Origin of the sequence: Streptomyces albicerus, assembly GCF_008905045.1 — a bacterium.
In the GTDB taxonomy this organism is placed as follows: domain Bacteria; phylum Actinomycetota; class Actinomycetes; order Streptomycetales; family Streptomycetaceae; genus Streptomyces; species Streptomyces albicerus.
Genome location: NZ_VWMY01000046.1, coordinates 23,985 through 40,841 on the forward strand (window position 1 = coordinate 23,985; position 16,857 = coordinate 40,841).

A 16,857-nucleotide genomic window follows, 5' to 3' on the forward strand; every position below is an offset into this window, starting at 1 on the left:
CGGGCGGTGGGCCTCGGTCGGCACCGCCGAGGGGCCGGACCCCGGGTCTCAGGGCGGACTCCGGGGCCCGTGGAGCGAGGACGCTCAGAGGAAGTCCGTGGTGTCCAGGTCGAAGGCGAACGGTTCGGGGAGGGCGAGGGGCTTACCGAAGGAGACCGTGCAGTGCCGACGGTAGTCGCCCTTCTCCGGGTCCCTGAACAGCGTCACGGACGAGGCGTCACGGTCGATGAGTAGGTAGAACGGGATGCCGCCGCGGGCGTAGCAGCGGCGCTTGACCTCGCGGTCTGCCTCTGGCCTGGTCGACGTGACTTCACCAACCATGATCACGCCATCGCAGGGCATCCAGGGGGCCGCCCCTCGGAAGGGCCTCCCCTCTCGTGGAACCAAGGTCATGTCGGGGATCACGTGATCCTGCGGCCAGCACCCCGCGCTCGCCAGCTTCAGGCCCTTGTTCTCAGAGACCTGCATATCGGTACTGGACTGAAGGATCACCTGACCGAGGACGCGACTGAGGCAGTGCTCGTGGTTGCCGTCCGGTGTCGACTTCACCACGATCTCCCCCTCGATGAGTTCGGCTCTGAAGCCCTCTGGAGTGTCCAGGGCCAGGAAGCCCTCCAGCACGACCTCAGCTTCGTATGGCATGGCAACCACGTCACGTCCCCTCCTGCGATCGCTCGCCAGACTGGGACATCGAGAGATCCCCCGTCCATGAGATCGGGAGCTGTTCCCTCGATCGTGGCACACGCTCACCGACGCCGTCAGGAACCGCCGACCGTCGAGGGCGCCGTCGCTTGACCCTGCCGCAACGTCAACGTTTCTACTGAGGGCATGCGGATCGGAGAACTCGCCGCGGCCGTCGGCGTCACGACGCGGACCGTGCGGCACTACCACCACCTCGGGCTGCTGCCCGAACCCGAGCGGCGTCCCAACGGCTACCGCGACTACGGGCTGCGGCACGCGGTCGCGCTCGCCCGGATCAGGCGGCTGACCGAGCTGGGGCTCGGCCTGGCCGAGGTGCGGGACGTACTGGCCGACGACGCGGGGCGCGACCTCGCCGAGGTGCTCGCGGAACTCGACGACGACCTGGCACGGCAGGAGGCCGCGATCCGGGAGCGGCGGCTGCGGCTGCGCTCCCTGCTGGCAGCGGACCGGCTGCCCGCCGAGGGGCCCGTCTCCCCCGAGCTTGCCGCCATCTTCAGCGATCTGACCCGGCATCCGGAGCCTGCCATGGCCGCGAAGGACCGCGAGATGATCGCCATGCTGGAGACGGTCGCGGCCCCGGAGGACCGGGAGCGCATGCTGTCCGCGCTGCGTGCCACCGCCGACGTACCCGGCGCCCTGGAACGGTCGCACGAGGCATACGCCCTGCTCGACGCGCTCGCCGACGCCGACCCGGCCGATCCGCGCGTCGAGGAGGCCGCCCGCGCCCTCGCCGACTGCCTCCCGGACGAGGCCCTGGAGGGCATGGGCCTCGGCCAACTCGACCTGGAAAGCCCCGAGATGAGCGGTGACAACAGCTTCATGCGCGCCTTCCTCGACGACTTCCCGCCCGCGCAGGCCGCGGCGATCAGCCGCACGATCCGACTGCTGGTGGAGAGGGCGCGATGAGGAACCTGCGGACGCTGAGGACGGTACGGCGACTCGTCGGTCACGAGGTGCGGCTGCTGGCGAGCATCGGCCGGTGGGTGGCCCGGCGCCCGCACGGCATCCAGCAAGGGCGGGCCTTCGGGTACGCCCGAGGGCAGGGCGCGATGATGTTCGGGTTCGGGTTCGTGTGTGTCCTCGAGAGCGTCTGCATGACGGTGCTTCTGCGGAACCATCCCGCCGTGCACCGGGTGTGGCTCACCCTCGACGTCTACACGCTGCTCCTTGTCGTCGGCATGCACGCGGCCTCCGTGACCCGCCCGCACGTCCTCGACGGCACGGTGCTGCGGATCCGCCGGGCCGCCCACGTCGACGTACGCGTCCCGCTCGCCGCGATCGCCTCCGTACGCCGCGAGCTGATCACCACGCACGAGCGACGCGACGGCCGGCTCGACCTGGCCATCGGCGCGCAGACCACGGTCACCCTCGAACTCAACACCCCCGTGCGGCACTTCACCTTCCTCGGTCGCCCCAGGGACGTACACCTCATCCGCTTCCACGCCGACGAACCCGACGTACTCGTCAGAGCGATACGTGACGAGATACGTGACCTCACGCGGGAGCGAACAGCACCTTCGCCGACCCCGGGTCCGCCTGTGTGAGCCGTACCCGCAGCCGCTCCCCCAGCGGCAGCTGCTCACTACCGCCCTCGATGCGCGCGACGACAGCCGGGGACGCCAACTGGACGGTCCCCACGGCGGGTTCGCGCTCCTGTACGTCCACGATCGTGCCGTCGAAGAGTTCGCCGACGCGGTCCTTGAGCAGGGCCGCCTCGACGAGGTCGAGGCACTCGCGCTCGACCGTGCCCGCGCGGCGGGTGCCCTCGGCCATCCGCTTGGGCAACTCGTCAAGGGCCGTGAGGACCCACTCCGGTGGTTCCTCCCCGGCCACCGCGGCCAGGCACAGTTCGGCGGCGTAACGGTCGACCAGGCGACGGAGCGGAGCCGTGCAGTGCGTGTAGGGGGCGGCGACGGCGGAGTGCGTGATGATCTCGGGGGTGGCCCCGTCCCGGAAGACCGTGTAGCCCGCGCCGCGCAGCAGCGTCGTGCACTCCTGGAGGAAGGCAGCGTGGTCGGGACGGTGCGGGTCGAGGGAGCGGATCAGCTGCGCGTACGAGACGTGGTGCGGCCAGTCGATGCGCAGCGCCTGCGCGGTACGCCGCAGCCGGCCGACCGCGCCGTCGGGGGCGGCCGGGAGCGTCCGCAGTACGCCGGTGCCGTACGCGAGCATCAGCTCGGCCGCGGCCATGCCGGTGAGGAGGGAGATCTGCGCGTTCCAGCCGTCGGCGGGGAGCGGGGCGCGGTAGGCGAGTTCGTAGGTGTGGGCTCCTTTCCCACCCGCCGGGTTCTCCACGATCTCCTGCTCGGGGACGTTGAGGGAGATGCCGCCTCGGTCCACTTCCCGTTGCTCGCGAAGGAGCCCGATGTCCTTGAGGAGGGCGAGCGGTTCCTCGGCGGTGCCCGCGTCGATCTGCTTCTGCACGGAGGCGTAGTCGAGCTTGGCGCGGCTGCGGACGAGGGCGCGGCGGACGTCGGTGGCCGTGGGGCGGCCGTCCGCGTCCAGGTCGATGGTCCACAGGACGGCCGGGCAGGTCTGGTCGGGGAGCAGGCTCGCGGCGCCCTCGCTCAGGACCGGGGGATGCAGTGGGGTCTTCTCGTCCGGGAAGTAGAGCGTGGTGACCCTGCGGTGCGTCTCGGCGTCCAGGGGCGCGCCGGGTACGACGAAGGCGGCGACGTCGGCGATGGCGTACCGCACGCGGTAGCCGTCCGGGCGGCGGGAGAGGTGCATCGCCTGGTCGAGGTCGGTGGACGTGGGCGGGTCGATCGTGAAGAGAGGGATGTCCGTCGCGTCGTACGCCGGCAGTCTCGGCTCGCGGGCGGCCCGTTCCGCCTCGGCGAGCACCTCCGGCGGGAACGCCTCGGGCACACCGAGTTCGGTGCGCAGTGCGCGCAGCGCGGCCCGCAGGGGAGCCTCGGCTGCGCCGGTCACACGTATCTGGCGGCGGGGCATAGGGCGAGCGTATGGCGGGGTGGGCCAGGCGGCACCCCGTAGGCTGGCGCGTACCCCTCTTACGTACCGAACGCCCAGTTCTTACGTACCGAACGCCCAGTCTTACGTACCGAACGCCCAGTCTTACGTACCGAACACCCAGGGAGAACCGCCGTGCTTGTCCTGCTGCCGCCGTCCGAAGGAAAGGCTCCCTCCGGGCGGGGCGCGCCGTTGAAGCCGGAGTCGCTTTCGTTGCCGGGGCTGGCCGAGGCGCGGCAGGCGGTGCTCGACGAACTGGTCGAGCTGTGCGCGGCCGACGAGGAGAAGGCGCGCGACGTGCTCGGGCTGAGCGACGGGCTGCGCGGCGAGGTCGCCAAGAACACGGAGCTGCGGACGGCGGGGGCCCGGCCGGCCGGTCAGATCTACACAGGCGTGCTGTACGACGCCCTGGACCTGGCCTCCCTCGACGCCACGGCGAAGAAGCGGGCGGCACGCTCGCTGCTCGTCTTCTCGGGGCTGTGGGGCGCGGTCCGGGTGACGGACCGGATTCCCTCGTACCGCTGCTCGATGGGTGTGAAGCTGCCGGGGCTCGGGGCGCTGGGCGGGCACTGGCGTACGCCGATGGCCTCCGTCCTGCCCGAGGCGGCCGGGAACGGGCTCGTGCTCGATCTGCGGTCCTCCGCGTACACGGCCGCGTGGAAGCCGAAGGGCGAGGTCGCGGGGCGTACGGCGAGCGTACGGGTGCTGCACGCGCCGACCCGGAAGGTGGTCAGCCACTTCAACAAGGCGACCAAGGGGCGCATCGTGCGGAGCCTCATGGAGTCGGGCGCGGTGCCTTCGGGGCCGGCGGAGCTGGTGGAGGCGCTGCGGGATCTGGGGTACGTGGTCGAGGTGGCGGCTCCGGCCGGGGCGGGCAGGGCGTGGACGCTGGATGTGCTGGTGAGCGAGATTCATTGAGCGCCTGAGCGCCTGATCAGCGGTCGGCGGTCGGCGGTCGGCGGTCGGCGGTCGGCGGTCGGCTATTGCAGCATGCGCAACGGTCTTTGCGCATGCTGCATGCCGCGGGCAGGATGAGGGCATGGCTTCGCCCCTGCCCTCCTCACCGCTGCCCTCATCGCCACTCTCCTCATCCGTACTCGACCTGGCGCCCGTCGTCCCCGTGGTCGTCGTCGATGACGTCGCGGACGCGGTTCCGCTGGCGCGCGCGCTCGTCGCGGGCGGGCTGCCCGCGATCGAGGTGACGCTGCGGACGCCGGTGGCGCTCGACGCGATCCGGGCGATCGCGGACGGGGTGCCGGAGGCGGTGGTCGGGGCGGGCACGGTCATCTCGCCTGCGCAGGTGGCGGATTGCGTGGTCGCCGGGGCGCGTTTCCTCGTGAGCCCCGGCTGGACGGACGTACTGCTCGATGCCATGAAGGCGTCCGGGGTGCCGTTCCTGCCGGGGGTTTCGACGACGTCGGAGGTCGTGGCGCTGTTGGAGCGGGGGGTGAGCGAGATGAAGTTCTTCCCGGCTCAGGCCGCGGGCGGCACGGCGTATCTCAAGTCGCTGGCGGGCCCGCTTCCGCAGGCACGCTTCTGTCCGACGGGGGGCATCGGTCCGGGCAACGCGCCGGAGTACCTGTCTCTGCCCAACGTCCGTTGTGTGGGCGGGAGTTGGATGCTTCCGGCGGATGCGGTCGCGGCCGGGGACTGGGCGCGGGTGGAGAAGCTGGCACGGGAGGCCGCAAAGATGGGACACGGCTCGCGCTGAGGCGCCTCTCAACAGGGGCGCCCTCTACTGAGCTTGTGGTTGTGGTGTCGTCCGGGTGAGCGCCGCTGCGGTGAGGCAGCCGTCGATGACATGACTGCGGTATTGGATCTGGCGGAGCCATGGCGCAGGGAGTGCATCAACTCGTCGACGTCGGTGAAAGCGGTGTTGGTCTGGCTGGTGCGGCGTAGGACGGACCAGATGCCCTCGACGGGACGTTCCTCAAGGGCTTGCAGTGGCAGCACTGCCAGTGTGGGCGGACGCCACGTGGAGCTCCGCCCATCGGGTCATCCTGTGGAGGTGGCGGGAAATGCCGTGCCGCATGGAAAGGGCAGCGACGATGCCGGTACCGCGTCCGTGTTCCTCATGAACCGCAGGGGGCACGCTCTCGGGTGATCGGCGCGGTCGGGGTAGCGGCCCAGCGTCTGTGACCTCGATACGGAGGGCGTGATGGCCGCCGACCTCGGGCATCGACAGCCGCAGCGCTGCTGGGGGCAGTGCGTGAGCAATCGAGTTGGTGATCAGTTCCGAGATCACCAGGATGGCATCGTCTGCTGTCTCCGTGGGCAGGGCCCAGCGGGTCAGGACCGTGCGTGCGCCGTGGCGCACGGCGGAGACGGTCTCAGGGATGTGTGGCAGCGGGAGGATGTGCTCGGTCCGCGGGTGCGGTGCCACGCTGGTGTCAGGCGTGGTCATGGCCGGAGTGGTCATCTTCGACCACCTCCACTTGTCTCAGCTTCTCGTATCAGAAGCGGCGGCTCGTTCGGTGCGGTGGCGCGTGGCCGGGTTATTCGGCGACGGCGAGGATCTGGGCCAATGCCGTGACGGCCTGTTCGGCGTCGTGGCCTTCGGCGCGGACAGTCACGGTGCTTCCGGCGGTGGCACCCAGGCCCATCACGGCGAGGACGCCGGTCGGATTGACCGTCCGGTCGGCGTACTCCAGCTGTATGGCACTGGTGAAGCCGGCTGCGGCCCGGGCGAGTTGACCTGCGGGGCGGGCGTGGAGGTTGGCGGGCAGGACGACGGCGGTCTCGTGTTTGGAGGTGGTCGTGGCGGTCGTGGTGGTGGGGTCAGAGCTTGAGGACATGGCGGGCCTCCTTGGCGGCGTCGGCGACGGTCTTCAGGTCGGCGCCGGATGCGGCGGTGACGACGGCTGCGACAGCTCCTTCGACGAAGGGTGCGTCGACGATCAGCACGTCGGGGCGTGGATGGTCTTCCAGGACGGTGCGGGCGGTCAGCACGGAGCTGCCGAGGTCAGGAAGGACGACGACGCCGGCTCCGCGGTCGGCGTCGCAGATGGCGGCGAGGACGAGGTCGTAGCTGGTGCCGATCCGGCCGTCGTCGGTACCTCCGGCAGTGGCGAGGGGGACCGTGTCGGAGCCGATCTGCTCCACCAGCAGGCGCAGGCCCGCGGCGAGCTCGGCGCTGTGGGACACGAGTACGATGCCGACAGAAGTGCTCATGAACGCTTACCCTAAATCTCGGAACACTGTTCATCAATACTGAATCCAGGAGAATTTTCGATGGTGCAGGCGGTACAGCGCGCGGTGCGGATCCTGCGGGAGCTCGCGTCCACCGGGCCCCGGCTGGGCGTGACCGAGCTGGCCGACCGCCTGGGCGTGGCCAAGCCGACCGTGCATGCGCTGCTGCGCACGTTGGAGGCCGATGGGCTGGTGGTGCAGGACAAGCACAGCTCGAAGTACCAGCTCGGCCCGGATCTGGTGCAGCTGGGCAACGCCTACCTGGACACCCAGGAGTTGCGGACCCGCTCGCTGACCTGGGCGGACCAGCTCGCGAACCGGACGAACGAAGCGGTCTGGGTAGCCGTGCTCACCGGTGACCACGTCCTGGTGGTGCACCATGCCTTCCGACCGGAGGGCGCGGTGCAGATCCTCGAAGTGGGCGCCAGCATCCCGTGGAGCACGTGTGCTCTGGGCAAGGCCATCGTGGCCTTCGTTCCGGCCGCCGAGCGGGAGCGGCTGCTCGCGGGCGCGTCGGCGGTGCTCACCGGCGCCAGCGTCACCGACCCGGAGGAGCTGGCGGGCCACCTGAAGGAGGTCCTCAGGACGGGGTACGCGATCGAGGACCAGGAGTCCGCCATCGGGGACGCGGGTATCGCATCTCCTGTCTTCGACCGCTCCGGCGACGTGGTCGGCGCTCTCGGCATCGTCGGCCCTGTCGAGCGACTGCTGGCCGAATCAGCACGTCAGGAGCTTGCAGTCGCCGTCCGGGAGACCGCCCGCAATCTCTCCCGCGACCTGGGTGCCCCCAGAGGGGCGGCCGCACGCACCACGATGACCTGATCCGCCCCCGCAGCCGGCAGCGGCTGTCCCCTTCCCGCATTCCACCCTCTGATCCAGGCCCCTCGGCACGCCGCCGTGGGGCCTTCTCCGTGTCGACGGAACGCGATGGCTGCCGAACCTCTTGACAGGCAGGAAACGCGGGCTTAACTTCCGGAACAACGTTCATCCATAATGAACACTCTTACAGCCGGATGCTTAAAGCTGCCCGGTTTCCCCTGAGCCGGCCGCCAGGTTGCCCGACCCTGACCACCTGGCGGCCACCTCCCTTCACAGCCCGCTCCACGCGGAGGAGGTGAGACGCCCGAGCTGCCGTTCGGCACTGGGCGCCTTCCATGGAAGAAAACACCTACCCACAGAAGCTGTTGGCCGAGATGCTGGGCACCGCGGTGCTGGTGTTCATCGGCGTCGGTTCGGTCCCGGCCACGCTCATCGTCGGCGGCGACGCGCCCTTCACCATGGCGCAGCTGGGAATGATCTCGCTGGCCTTCGCCACCGCCGTCATCGCCATGGTCTACGCGATCGGCCATATCTCCGGCTGCCAGATCAACCCGGCCATCACCCTGGCGCTCGCCGCCACGAAGAAGATGCCCTGGCGGGACGTCCCCGGCTACATCGCGGCGCAGGTGGCCGGGGCGGTGCTGGGCGCGCTTGCGATCGTCGGAGTGCTGGGGAAGAAGGCGGTCGACTTCGGCCTCGGTATCGCCGCCTACGGCACCGGTGTCGGCGCCGGCCAGGCCTTCTTCGCCGAAGCCATCGGCACGTTCATCCTCGCCCTCGTCGTCTTCGGGGCCATCGACCGGCGCGCGGCCGGCGGCTTCGCGGGCCTGGCCATCGGCCTCGGCGTGTTCGCGATCATCATTCCGGTGGCGCCCGCCACCGGCGCGTCCATCAACCCGGCGAGGACCCTCGGCCCGATGATCACCGGCCAGCTCTTCGACGGCACGGTCCACTGGGATCAGTTGCCTGTCTACCTGGCCGCCGAGGTGATCGGCGCCCTTGCCGCCGGCGTCCTCTACACCGCTCTGAACGCCCACCGCAAGGCAGCCACCGCGACCGCAGCCGAGAACCGGGCCGCCCAGCCCGCCAACGCCGAAGGAGCCCTGTCATGAAGAAGCTCATCAACGATCCCGCGGCGGTGCTGGACGAGGCCCTGGCCGGGATCGCCGCTGCCCACCGGGATCTGAAGGTCGACGGGGAGAACAAGGTGATCGCCCGAGCGGGCGGCACCAAAGTCGGCAAGGTGGCCCTCATCTCCGGCGGCGGTTCCGGGCACGAGCCCTTGCACGGCGGTTTCGTGGGGCTGGGCATGCTGGACGCGGCCTGTCCCGGGGAGGTGTTCACCTCGCCGGTCCCCGGCCAGATGCTGAACGCCGCGCAGGCCGTGGACGGCGGCGCGGGCGTGCTGTTCATCGTGAAGAACTACACCGGTGACGTGCTCAACTTCCAGATGGCCGCCGAACTGGCCGCCGAGGAGGGCAGCACGGTCGAGACCGTGCTGGTCGACGACGACGTCGCCGTCCAGGACTCCACATGGACGGCGGGCCGCCGGGGGACCGGAGCCACCGTCTTCGTGGAGAAGATCGCCGGAGCCCTCGCCGAGCAAGGCGCCGACCTCGCCGCCGTGGCCGAGATGGGAAAGCGGGTCAACGCCGCCTCCCGGTCCTTCGCCGTGGCGCTGACCGCCTGTACCTCCCCCGCTTCGGGCAAGCCGGGCTTCGATCTGCCCGAGGACGAGATGGAGGTCGGCGTCGGCATCCACGGCGAACCCGGCCGCCGCAGGGAGAAGCTCCGCCCGGCCAAGGAGATCGTGGCCACCGCACTGGACGCGATCCTCGCCGACCAGCCACTGGCCGCCGGGGACGAGACCATCGTCATGGTCAACGGCCTGGGCGGCACCCCGCTCATCGAGCTGTATGTGGTCTTCAACGAGGTCGCCGCCGCACTTGGGGACAAGGGCGTGGTCATCGCCCGCAACCTCGTCGGCAACTACGTGACCAGCCTGGACATGGCGGGTGTTTCAGTCACCGTGTGCAAGGCCGATGCCGACATGCTGTCCCTGTGGGACGCGCCCGTGAACACCCCGGCCCTGCGCTGGGGCATCTGAACCGAGTCGGGGGCGGGGCCGCGCGATACGCGAGGGCCGGGCCGGAGCCTTCCCGCACCAGCTCTCCCGGACCGCACCCCCGCGCATCCGCCCCCGGCTCACCCAACCGCCAGCCAGCCACGCCCCAACCAGGAACGGAGACTCCGTGGACACCGACCTCGCCCGCACGTGGGTGCAGGCCATCGCCGCCGCGGTGGAGAAGCACAAGGACCATCTCACCCAGCTCGACTCGGCCATCGGCGACGCCGACCACGGCGTCAACATGCACCGCGGCTTCTCCGCCACCACCATGGCACTCGCCGACTACAAGGCCGACACCCCCGGGGCAGTGCTGGTCAAGACGGGCAGCACCCTGATCTCCAGCGTCGGGGGCGCCTCCGGTCCGCTCTACGGCGGCGCCTTCCGCGCCATCGGCAAGGCCCTGGACATGGCCGCCGCCGACCCACGGCAGTTCGCGGCCGCACTCGCCGCCGGCCTGGCGAGCGTCCAGAAGCTCGGCGCGGCCGCACCCGGCGACAAGACCATGATCGACGCCTACGCGCCCGCACTGGCCGCCTTCCGGCAACAGGCCGACGCCGGAGCCGACTTCGCCGCTGCGGCCGTGGCCGCCGCCGACGCCGCCGAAGAGGGCATGCGTGCCACCAGCCCGATGCAGGCCCGCAAGGGCCGCGCTTCCTACCTCGGCGCCCGCAGCATCGGCCACCAAGACCCGGGAGCCACGTCCACCGCCCTCATCTTCCGCGCCCTTGCCGAGACAGTGGTGGCCCGATGACCGACCGCCGCACCTACATCGGGCACACCGCCGCACCCGGCATAGCTCTCGGCTTCGTCCACCGCACCGACCGGCCACCCACGAGAACGGTGCTCCCCCACCGCACCAGCGGCGACCCCACGCAGCAGATCACCGACGCCTTCGACGCCGTCGCCACCCGCCTGCTCGACCTGTCCACCTCGCTGCGCGAACAGGGCAAGGACGAACAGGCCGACATCATGGAAGTCAACAGCTACATCGCGCAGGACCCGGATCTGCGCGACCAGGCCATCAAACGAGCGAACGACGGCCTGCCGGTACCCGTCGCCGTGCGGCAGGCCATCGACGCCTATGCCGGAACCATCGCTGCCCTGGACGATCCAACCCTTGCCGAACGCGCGGCAGACGTCCGGCAGGTCGGCCGCCGCGTCCTGACCCACCTGCACGGCGACACGGGCCCCGCCCTCGACCAGCCCCTCGTCCTGGTCGCCCACGAGATCGGCGCCGCCGACCTGCTGGAACCCGGCCAGACGGTGACAGCCGCCATCTCCGTGACCGGCGGCCCGAATTCCCACGCCGCCATCGTCGCCCGCTCGCTGGGCATTCCCTTCCTCTTGGCCGTCGACCCCCAGCTGCTCGAGCTGCCGGACGGGCAGGAGATCCTGCTCGACGCGGACCTGGCCAGCGCGGTCGCTCGCCCCGACGACGACGAACGCACCGGCGCCCTGCACGCAATGGAGACCGCCCGAACCCGCAGGCTCGCCCTCGCCGAAGAGCGCCACCTGCCCGCCGAGACACTCGACGAGCACCGCATCGTTCTGCGGGCCAACGTGGCCACCCCGGCCGAGGCCCGAGCGGCCCTGACCACGGGCGCCGAGGGTGTCGGCCTGCTCCGCACCGAGCTGCCCTTCCTCAACCACCCCGCCTGGCCCACCCGCAACCAGCACGCGGCCGCCCTCGTCCCCGTCCTGCGCGCTCTCACCGGGCAGGTCGTCACGGCCCGCACGCTCGACTTCGCCGACGACAAGCTGCCGCCGTTCCTCTCCCGCCACCAGGGCGCGCGGATCGGTCGCGGCCTGCCCCTCATGCTCGCCCAACCGGACGCCTTCGCCGACCAGTTCCGCAGCCTGCTCAGCGCCGGAGCCGACACCGACCTGCGCATCATGATCCCCATGGTCGCGCGCATCGACGAACTACGCGCCTGCCGACGCCTCCTCCAGGCCGCAGCCGCCGAAGCCGGCGTCCCGACCCCGCCCCTGGGCATCATGGTCGAACTCCCCGAAGCCGTCGCCGCGGCCGACGACCTCGCCCGCGAAGCCTCCTTCCTCTCCATCGGCAGCAACGACCTCACCTGCCAGATCCTGGGCCTGGACCGGCGCGACCCCACCGCCACCCCCGCCATGGCGGCACATCCCGCCGTACTCGACGCCATCGCCCGCGTCGTCTCCGCCGCACACCGCCACCATCGTCCGGTATCCGTCTGTGGCGACGCCGCCGCACACCCCCTCGTGACCCCCCTCCTCATCGGTATCGGCTGCGACAGCCTCTCGGTCGCCCCCGCCGCCCTCGACGAGGTCCGGGCCCGCATCCGACGACTCCGCCATGACACCTGCGCCTCCTTGGCCGCCATCGCCCTCACCCGCGAAACCCCCCAAGAGGTCTGGCGACTCGTCGAGCAGTGCTGCCGGCCCTCGCTGCCCTGACCCGAGCCGCGCACATGGCGCGATTTCTCCAACGTGGGCAGGTCCGACCGGACCGGCCCACCAGAGGACTTGGTTTCCGCTGATGTTCTGATCCAGTCGAGAAGGGGCCTGAACCGTGAAGAAGCTCATCAACTCGCCCGATGACGTGCTTGCCGATGCGCTCGTCGGCGTGGCCGCCGCGCACCCCTCACTGACGGTCAACCCGTCCGACCGCTACATCGTCCGCGCGGGCGGGCCGACGGCTGGGAAGGTCGGCCTGGTGTCGGGTGGCGGGTCCGGGCACGAGCCGCTGCACGGCGGGTTCGTCGGGTACGGGATGCTGGATGCGGCCTGTCCCGGTGAGGTGTTCACATCTCCCGTGCCGGACCAGATCCTCGCCGCCACGCGGGCCGTTGACGGCGGGGCGGGGGTGCTGCACATCGTGAAGAACTACACCGGCGACGTGCTGAACTTCCAGATGGCCGCCGACCTGGCCGCCGACGACGGCGTGTGGGTCGAGGGCGTCGTGGTCAATGACGATGTCGCCGTGGAGAACAGTACGTGGACGGCCGGCCGGCGGGGTACCGGGGCGACCGTGTTCGTGGAGAAGATCGTCGGTGCGGCTGCCGAGCTTGGCGCGGACCTGGCCTCGGCCGCGGCGTTGGGCCGGGAGGTCAACGACCGGTCCCGTTCGTTCGGAGTGGCGCTCACACCGTGCACGGTGCCCGCGTCGGGCAAGCCCGGGTTCGAGCTGGGCGAGGACGAGATCGAGCTGGGCGTCGGCATCCACGGCGAGCCCGGCCGCGCCCGTGGCAGGCTCGTCTCCGCCAAGGAGATCGTCGGTGTCGCGTTGGACGCCATCCACGCCGACCTGCCGCTCTCGGGCGAAGTGCTCGTGATGGTCAACGGCCTGGGTGGCACCCCACTGATCGAGCTGTACGTGGTGTATGCCGCGGTTGCCGAGTGGCTCGCCGGCCATGGCGTGTGGATCACCCGCAACCTGGTCGGCAACTACATGACCAGCCTGGAGATGGCCGGTTGCACGATCACGGTGTGCCGGCTCACGCCGCAGCTCACCCATCTGTGGGATGTCCCCGTCGAGACCCCCGCGCTGCGCTGGGGACGCTGAGCGTCCTCGGACACCGCGACGGACACCACAAGGGAGAAGGACGACCATGGACGCGAGCATGTTCCGGGCCTGGATCCACGAGGCGGCCCGATTGATGGTCGACAACACCGACCGTCTGACCCGCCTCGACTCCGCTGTCGGCGACGCCGACCACGGCATCAACATGCGCCGTGGCCTGCAGGCGGCGGTGGCAATGCTGGACGAAACCGGCCCGTCCACCCCCGGTGCGGTGCTCGCCACCGTCGGCCGGGCATTGATCAACAAGACCGGCGGGGCCTCGGGACCGCTGTACGGCACCGGGTTCCGGCAGGCCGCGCGGACCCTGGGCGAGGATCCCGAGGTGTCTGCGGCACGACTTGGGGCAGCATTGGCGGCTGCCCTCACCGGCATCCAGCGGATCGGCGCGGCACTCGAGGGCGACAAAACGATGATCGACGCCCTCAGCCCGGCCGTGACCGCCTACCAGGCCGTCATCGACTCCGGCGGCGACCTGACCGACGCTACCCGAGCGGCGTCCGACGCCGCCGTGCGGGGCCTGAAGCAGACCGTCGGCATGCAGGCCCGGAAGGGCCGCGCGAGCTATCTCGGCGCCCGCACCATCGGTCACGAGGACCCCGGCGCGGCGTCGACCGTGCTCATTCTGTCCGCCCTCGCGACTGTCACCGCGGCGAGCGGGCGGAGGAGCGAGCGGCCAGGCACAGGGGCGGCGTCATGAGGGCGGCATCCAGCCGGTGGGCCGGCACCGAGGTGGCTCCCGGCACGGCCGTCGTGACGGGTCGAGCGACCGCGACCCGCTGATACCTGGTCCTCGACGCGTACTGCCCCCACTCGTACCCGGCGTTGAGGACGCGCCGCAGCGACTCGGGATCGGTCATGGTCTTGTCGGGCCACCGACGAAGTAGTTGCGATCCCGCAAAGCCCCCGAGACCGACGCGTAGTTCGCTGCCCCAGGCACCTGCCAGGGGACGGACGCACGCGGCCACGGCCTCATTGAGCGACATCACGACAAGCGCACTCGCGCGATGAGAGCAGCGTCCGCGATGCGCGCACGCGCCCCTGAATCGCGCACGTTCATTGGCGGGAAGAAGGTGCGAAGGCAAGTGCAAACACAACCCGCGGTGCATCGCCACGGCACGGAAACGGTGCAGACGCCCCAGGCGAGAGGCAACGATGCCGACAACGGCAGTACCGAACCGGGCAATACCGATCCGGGCCCCGCGCGTGCAGATGGAGGGCGTCGCCCGCGCCGGAGCAGCAACCAGAAGGCCTTCGCCCCGGGTAACTGGAGTGTGCGCACCCAGCTGCTGGCCGTAGTGCTCATCCCGATCATCACCGCGCTCGTACTCGGCGGTCTGCGGATCGGCTCGGCGGTGCAGAACGCACAGGACATCGACCACGTCCATCAGCTCGTTCGTACCGTCGACAAGGGCACGGGGCTGTTGCAGGAGCTTGAGGATGAACGCGATCTCACCGCGCTCTACGTCGCGGCCGAGCGTACGGGCGACACGAGTCGGCTGGACACTCAGCGCTCCCAGGTCAACGCGGCACTCGCCCGAGTCCGTGCCGAGGCCGCCCATGTCCACCGCGGGACGAACCCCGTCCTGGCCACCCGGCTCGCGGTGCTCGACGCCTTCGGCGGGAAGGTGACGTCACTGCGCCACACGGTAGACCACTCGAAAATGCGCTTGCTGTCCGTGGTCAACGCATACACAGCGCTAATCGCCGAGCTCACCGACGCCCTCGACCTTCTCACGCCGGACATCGCCCACCAGCCCCTTGCTGTGAGGGCCGGTGCCCTCCAGACCTTCGCGCAGGCCACAGAGCAAGCCTCCCGGCAACGCGCGCTGCTCGGCGGGGCGCTGACCCAGGGACACTTCGATGCGAACGAAGCCCAGAGCCTGACCCTCGCCAGCCGGCAGCAACAGGCCTTGATCGGCGAGTTCCGGTCCGGTGCGCCGCCGGCCCAGCGGCAGTTCTACGAGCGCACCGTCACCGGAAGCGACGTCAACAAGGTTGAGATGCTCCAGAAGCAGGTGCTCGCCCGGCAGGACACCAGCAGCCTCCGCCTTGACGCCGACGAGTGGTTCGACACCATGACGAGCAAGCTCGAAATGATGCGCCTGGTCGAGAAGCGGCTCGTCGGATCGGTCGAAGACGAGAGCTCGCGCGAGCGGCACCAGGCCGAGCGCTCAGTGTTCATCACCTCGCTCGTCGTGCTGTTGATCCTCCTGCTCACGTTCGGTGTGACACACGTCGTCGTCCAGTCGATCGTTGGCCCACTGCATACCCTGCGCGACTCCGCGCTCGATATCACCGAACGCCGCCTACCTGCAGTGGTCCAGCTGCTGCGGGGCTCCAGCGACGCGCAACTGGAGGCCATCAAGTTCGAGCCCACGGGCATCAACTCGACCGACGAGATCGGCGGTGTCGCCCACGCGTTCGACGACGTCCATCGCGACTCCGTACGGCTGGCGTTCGAGCAAGCGCAGCTGCGAGGCCGCATCAACGCGATGTTCGTCAACCTCTCGCAGCACAGCCAGAGCCTTGTGGAACGACAGCTGGAGCTGATCGACCATCTGGAGAACGGCGAGCAGGACCCCGACCTGCTCGCCAGCCTCTTCAAGCTCGACCACCTGGCCACCCGCATGCGCCGCAATGGGGAGAACCTACTCGTCCTCGCGGGCGAGGAGGCGGGCCGCCGCTGGAGCGCCCCCGTACGGCTCGTGGACGTCCTCCGGGCCGCCACCAGTGAGGTCGAGCAGTACCAGCGTGTGCAGCTACGCGGACTGGTAACCGCGGACGTCGACGGCCGAGCAGTGAACGACATCGTTCACCTCATCGCGGAGCTGCTGGAGAACGCGGCCACGTTCTCCTCGCCGGACACCGAGGTGCTCGTCACGAGCCGGCTGCTGTCCGGCGGCGGCGCGAGGGTCGAAATCCGGGACAGCGGCATCGGCATGACCGCAAAGGACCTTGAGGAGGCCAATGACAGGCTCCTCAACCCGCCAGTCGTCGACGTCTCGGTGGCACGGCGCATGGGTATGTTCGTCGTCGGCCAGCTATCCGGCCGCCACGGCATCCGCGTCCAGCTCCGCAGGTCATCCCCCCGCGGCACCACAGCAGCGGTCATGCTGCCCCAGAACTTGGTCCGGGAACACGGGGATCACATGGATCCTCCCGGACTGTCAGCCAGGTACAACTCGGAAGGGCGCCTCACGGGCTGGCGCAACTACGACGCGCCCGAGCAACTCAACGACAGCGCGCTGGCCAAACGTGCGTACCGGACGCGCCGTCACGGCGCCCGCTCGGCCAGCAAGGAGTAAGGGCTACCGCGACCCTCTCCGCGCCATGGGGACGAGAACGGGTTGCCCAAGTCCGAGGCCGTCGAGTAACGAGGCATCGCAGGCGGCGATGGCGCTCAGGACTCCCGCGACGGAAGGCCCCACCCCCGCAGGCCTTCCCCTCCGTATCCCCATGGCACAGACCGCGCCGGCTACGCTCCGATGGC

At 70.2% G+C, this 16,857-nt stretch carries 17 protein-coding genes; 12 read left to right on the top strand and 5 right to left on the bottom strand.

Features of this window, described 5'->3' with window-relative positions; genetic code table 11:
• Positions 1 to 84: 84 nt before the first annotated feature.
• Positions 85 to 642, bottom strand: a complete 558-nt coding sequence (locus GAS53_RS35415) for a Uma2 family endonuclease (RefSeq protein WP_151481868.1) — start codon at positions 640 to 642, stop codon at positions 85 to 87.
• A 186-nt stretch (positions 643 to 828) separates the two neighbouring features.
• Here GAS53_RS35415 and GAS53_RS35420 point away from each other — a divergent pair, with 186 nt between their 5' ends.
• Both GAS53_RS35420 and GAS53_RS35425 read left to right on the top strand, forming a co-directional pair.
• Positions 829 to 1,608, top strand: coding sequence for a MerR family transcriptional regulator (locus GAS53_RS35420; protein WP_151481869.1), 780 nt, complete (start codon positions 829 to 831; stop codon positions 1,606 to 1,608).
• Positions 1,605 to 2,246 carry a hypothetical protein gene (locus GAS53_RS35425; RefSeq protein ID WP_192583418.1) on the top strand — a complete coding sequence of 214 codons (642 nt, stop codon included), beginning with the start codon at positions 1,605 to 1,607 and terminating at the stop codon, positions 2,244 to 2,246. Before GAS53_RS35420 ends, GAS53_RS35425 begins: the two co-directional genes overlap by 4 nt.
• On the opposite strand, the gene GAS53_RS35430 is transcribed toward GAS53_RS35425, so the two are convergent.
• Positions 2,197 to 3,654 (bottom strand): RNB domain-containing ribonuclease, encoded by a 1,458-nt coding sequence (locus GAS53_RS35430; protein WP_151481870.1) that lies wholly within the window; start codon positions 3,652 to 3,654, stop codon positions 2,197 to 2,199. The genes GAS53_RS35425 and GAS53_RS35430 overlap by 50 nt on opposite strands.
• 153 nt (positions 3,655 to 3,807) lie before the next feature.
• On the opposite strand from GAS53_RS35430, the gene yaaA reads away from it, so the two are divergent.
• Positions 3,808 to 4,590: a peroxide stress protein YaaA gene (gene yaaA / locus GAS53_RS35435; protein WP_151481871.1), complete on the top strand. Its 783-nt coding sequence runs from the start codon at positions 3,808 to 3,810 to the stop codon at positions 4,588 to 4,590.
• Positions 4,591 to 4,711: 121 nt separating this feature from the next.
• Complete coding sequence (gene eda, locus GAS53_RS35440; RefSeq protein ID WP_151481872.1) at positions 4,712 to 5,383, top strand: bifunctional 4-hydroxy-2-oxoglutarate aldolase/2-dehydro-3-deoxy-phosphogluconate aldolase; 672 nt, start codon at positions 4,712 to 4,714, stop codon at positions 5,381 to 5,383.
• 219 nt (positions 5,384 to 5,602) lie between these two features.
• On the opposite strand, the gene GAS53_RS35450 is transcribed toward eda, so the two are convergent.
• The 3 genes from GAS53_RS35450 to dhaM form a co-directional block, all read right to left on the bottom strand.
• On the bottom strand, positions 5,603 to 6,091 hold the full coding sequence (locus GAS53_RS35450) for an ATP-binding protein (RefSeq protein WP_318723311.1): 489 nt from the start codon (positions 6,089 to 6,091) through the stop codon (positions 5,603 to 5,605).
• 76 nt (positions 6,092 to 6,167) lie between these two features.
• Positions 6,168 to 6,467: an HPr family phosphocarrier protein gene (locus tag GAS53_RS35455; protein WP_151481873.1), complete on the bottom strand. Its 300-nt coding sequence runs from the start codon at positions 6,465 to 6,467 to the stop codon at positions 6,168 to 6,170.
• Positions 6,451 to 6,843 (bottom strand): dihydroxyacetone kinase phosphoryl donor subunit DhaM, encoded by a 393-nt coding sequence (gene dhaM / locus GAS53_RS35460; protein WP_151481874.1) that lies wholly within the window; start codon positions 6,841 to 6,843, stop codon positions 6,451 to 6,453. The genes GAS53_RS35455 and dhaM overlap by 17 nt, the downstream gene beginning before the upstream one ends.
• A 60-nt stretch (positions 6,844 to 6,903) precedes the next feature.
• Between dhaM and GAS53_RS35465 the strand changes: the two genes are divergently transcribed.
• From GAS53_RS35465 to GAS53_RS35500, 8 genes are all read left to right on the top strand, one after another.
• Positions 6,904 to 7,683: an IclR family transcriptional regulator gene (locus GAS53_RS35465; RefSeq protein ID WP_151481875.1), complete on the top strand. Its 780-nt coding sequence runs from the start codon at positions 6,904 to 6,906 to the stop codon at positions 7,681 to 7,683.
• Between the two features lie 332 nt (positions 7,684 to 8,015).
• Positions 8,016 to 8,792, top strand: a complete 777-nt coding sequence (locus tag GAS53_RS35470; RefSeq protein WP_151481876.1) for an MIP/aquaporin family protein — start codon at positions 8,016 to 8,018, stop codon at positions 8,790 to 8,792.
• A complete protein-coding gene (gene dhaK / locus GAS53_RS35475) occupies positions 8,789 to 9,787 on the top strand; it encodes a dihydroxyacetone kinase subunit DhaK (RefSeq protein ID WP_151481877.1) in 999 nt (332 codons plus the stop codon). The genes GAS53_RS35470 and dhaK (GAS53_RS35475) overlap by 4 nt, the downstream gene beginning before the upstream one ends.
• A gap of 145 nt (positions 9,788 to 9,932) precedes the next feature.
• Positions 9,933 to 10,559 (top strand): dihydroxyacetone kinase subunit DhaL, encoded by a 627-nt coding sequence (gene dhaL, locus GAS53_RS35480; RefSeq protein WP_151481878.1) that lies wholly within the window; start codon positions 9,933 to 9,935, stop codon positions 10,557 to 10,559.
• A complete protein-coding gene (locus GAS53_RS35485) occupies positions 10,556 to 12,241 on the top strand; it encodes a phosphoenolpyruvate--protein phosphotransferase (RefSeq protein ID WP_151481879.1) in 1,686 nt (561 codons plus the stop codon). The genes dhaL (GAS53_RS35480) and GAS53_RS35485 overlap by 4 nt, the downstream gene beginning before the upstream one ends.
• Positions 12,242 to 12,356: 115 nt before the next feature.
• On the top strand, positions 12,357 to 13,349 hold the full coding sequence (gene dhaK / locus GAS53_RS35490; RefSeq protein WP_151481880.1) for a dihydroxyacetone kinase subunit DhaK: 993 nt from the start codon (positions 12,357 to 12,359) through the stop codon (positions 13,347 to 13,349).
• A 46-nt stretch (positions 13,350 to 13,395) separates the two neighbouring features.
• A complete protein-coding gene (gene dhaL, locus GAS53_RS35495; RefSeq protein ID WP_151481881.1) occupies positions 13,396 to 14,064 on the top strand; it encodes a dihydroxyacetone kinase subunit DhaL in 669 nt (222 codons plus the stop codon).
• Positions 14,065 to 14,638: 574 nt separating this feature from the next.
• On the top strand, positions 14,639 to 16,672 hold the full coding sequence (locus tag GAS53_RS35500) for a sensor histidine kinase (protein ID WP_192583419.1): 2,034 nt from the start codon (positions 14,639 to 14,641) through the stop codon (positions 16,670 to 16,672).
• Positions 16,673 to 16,857 lie beyond the last annotated feature (185 nt).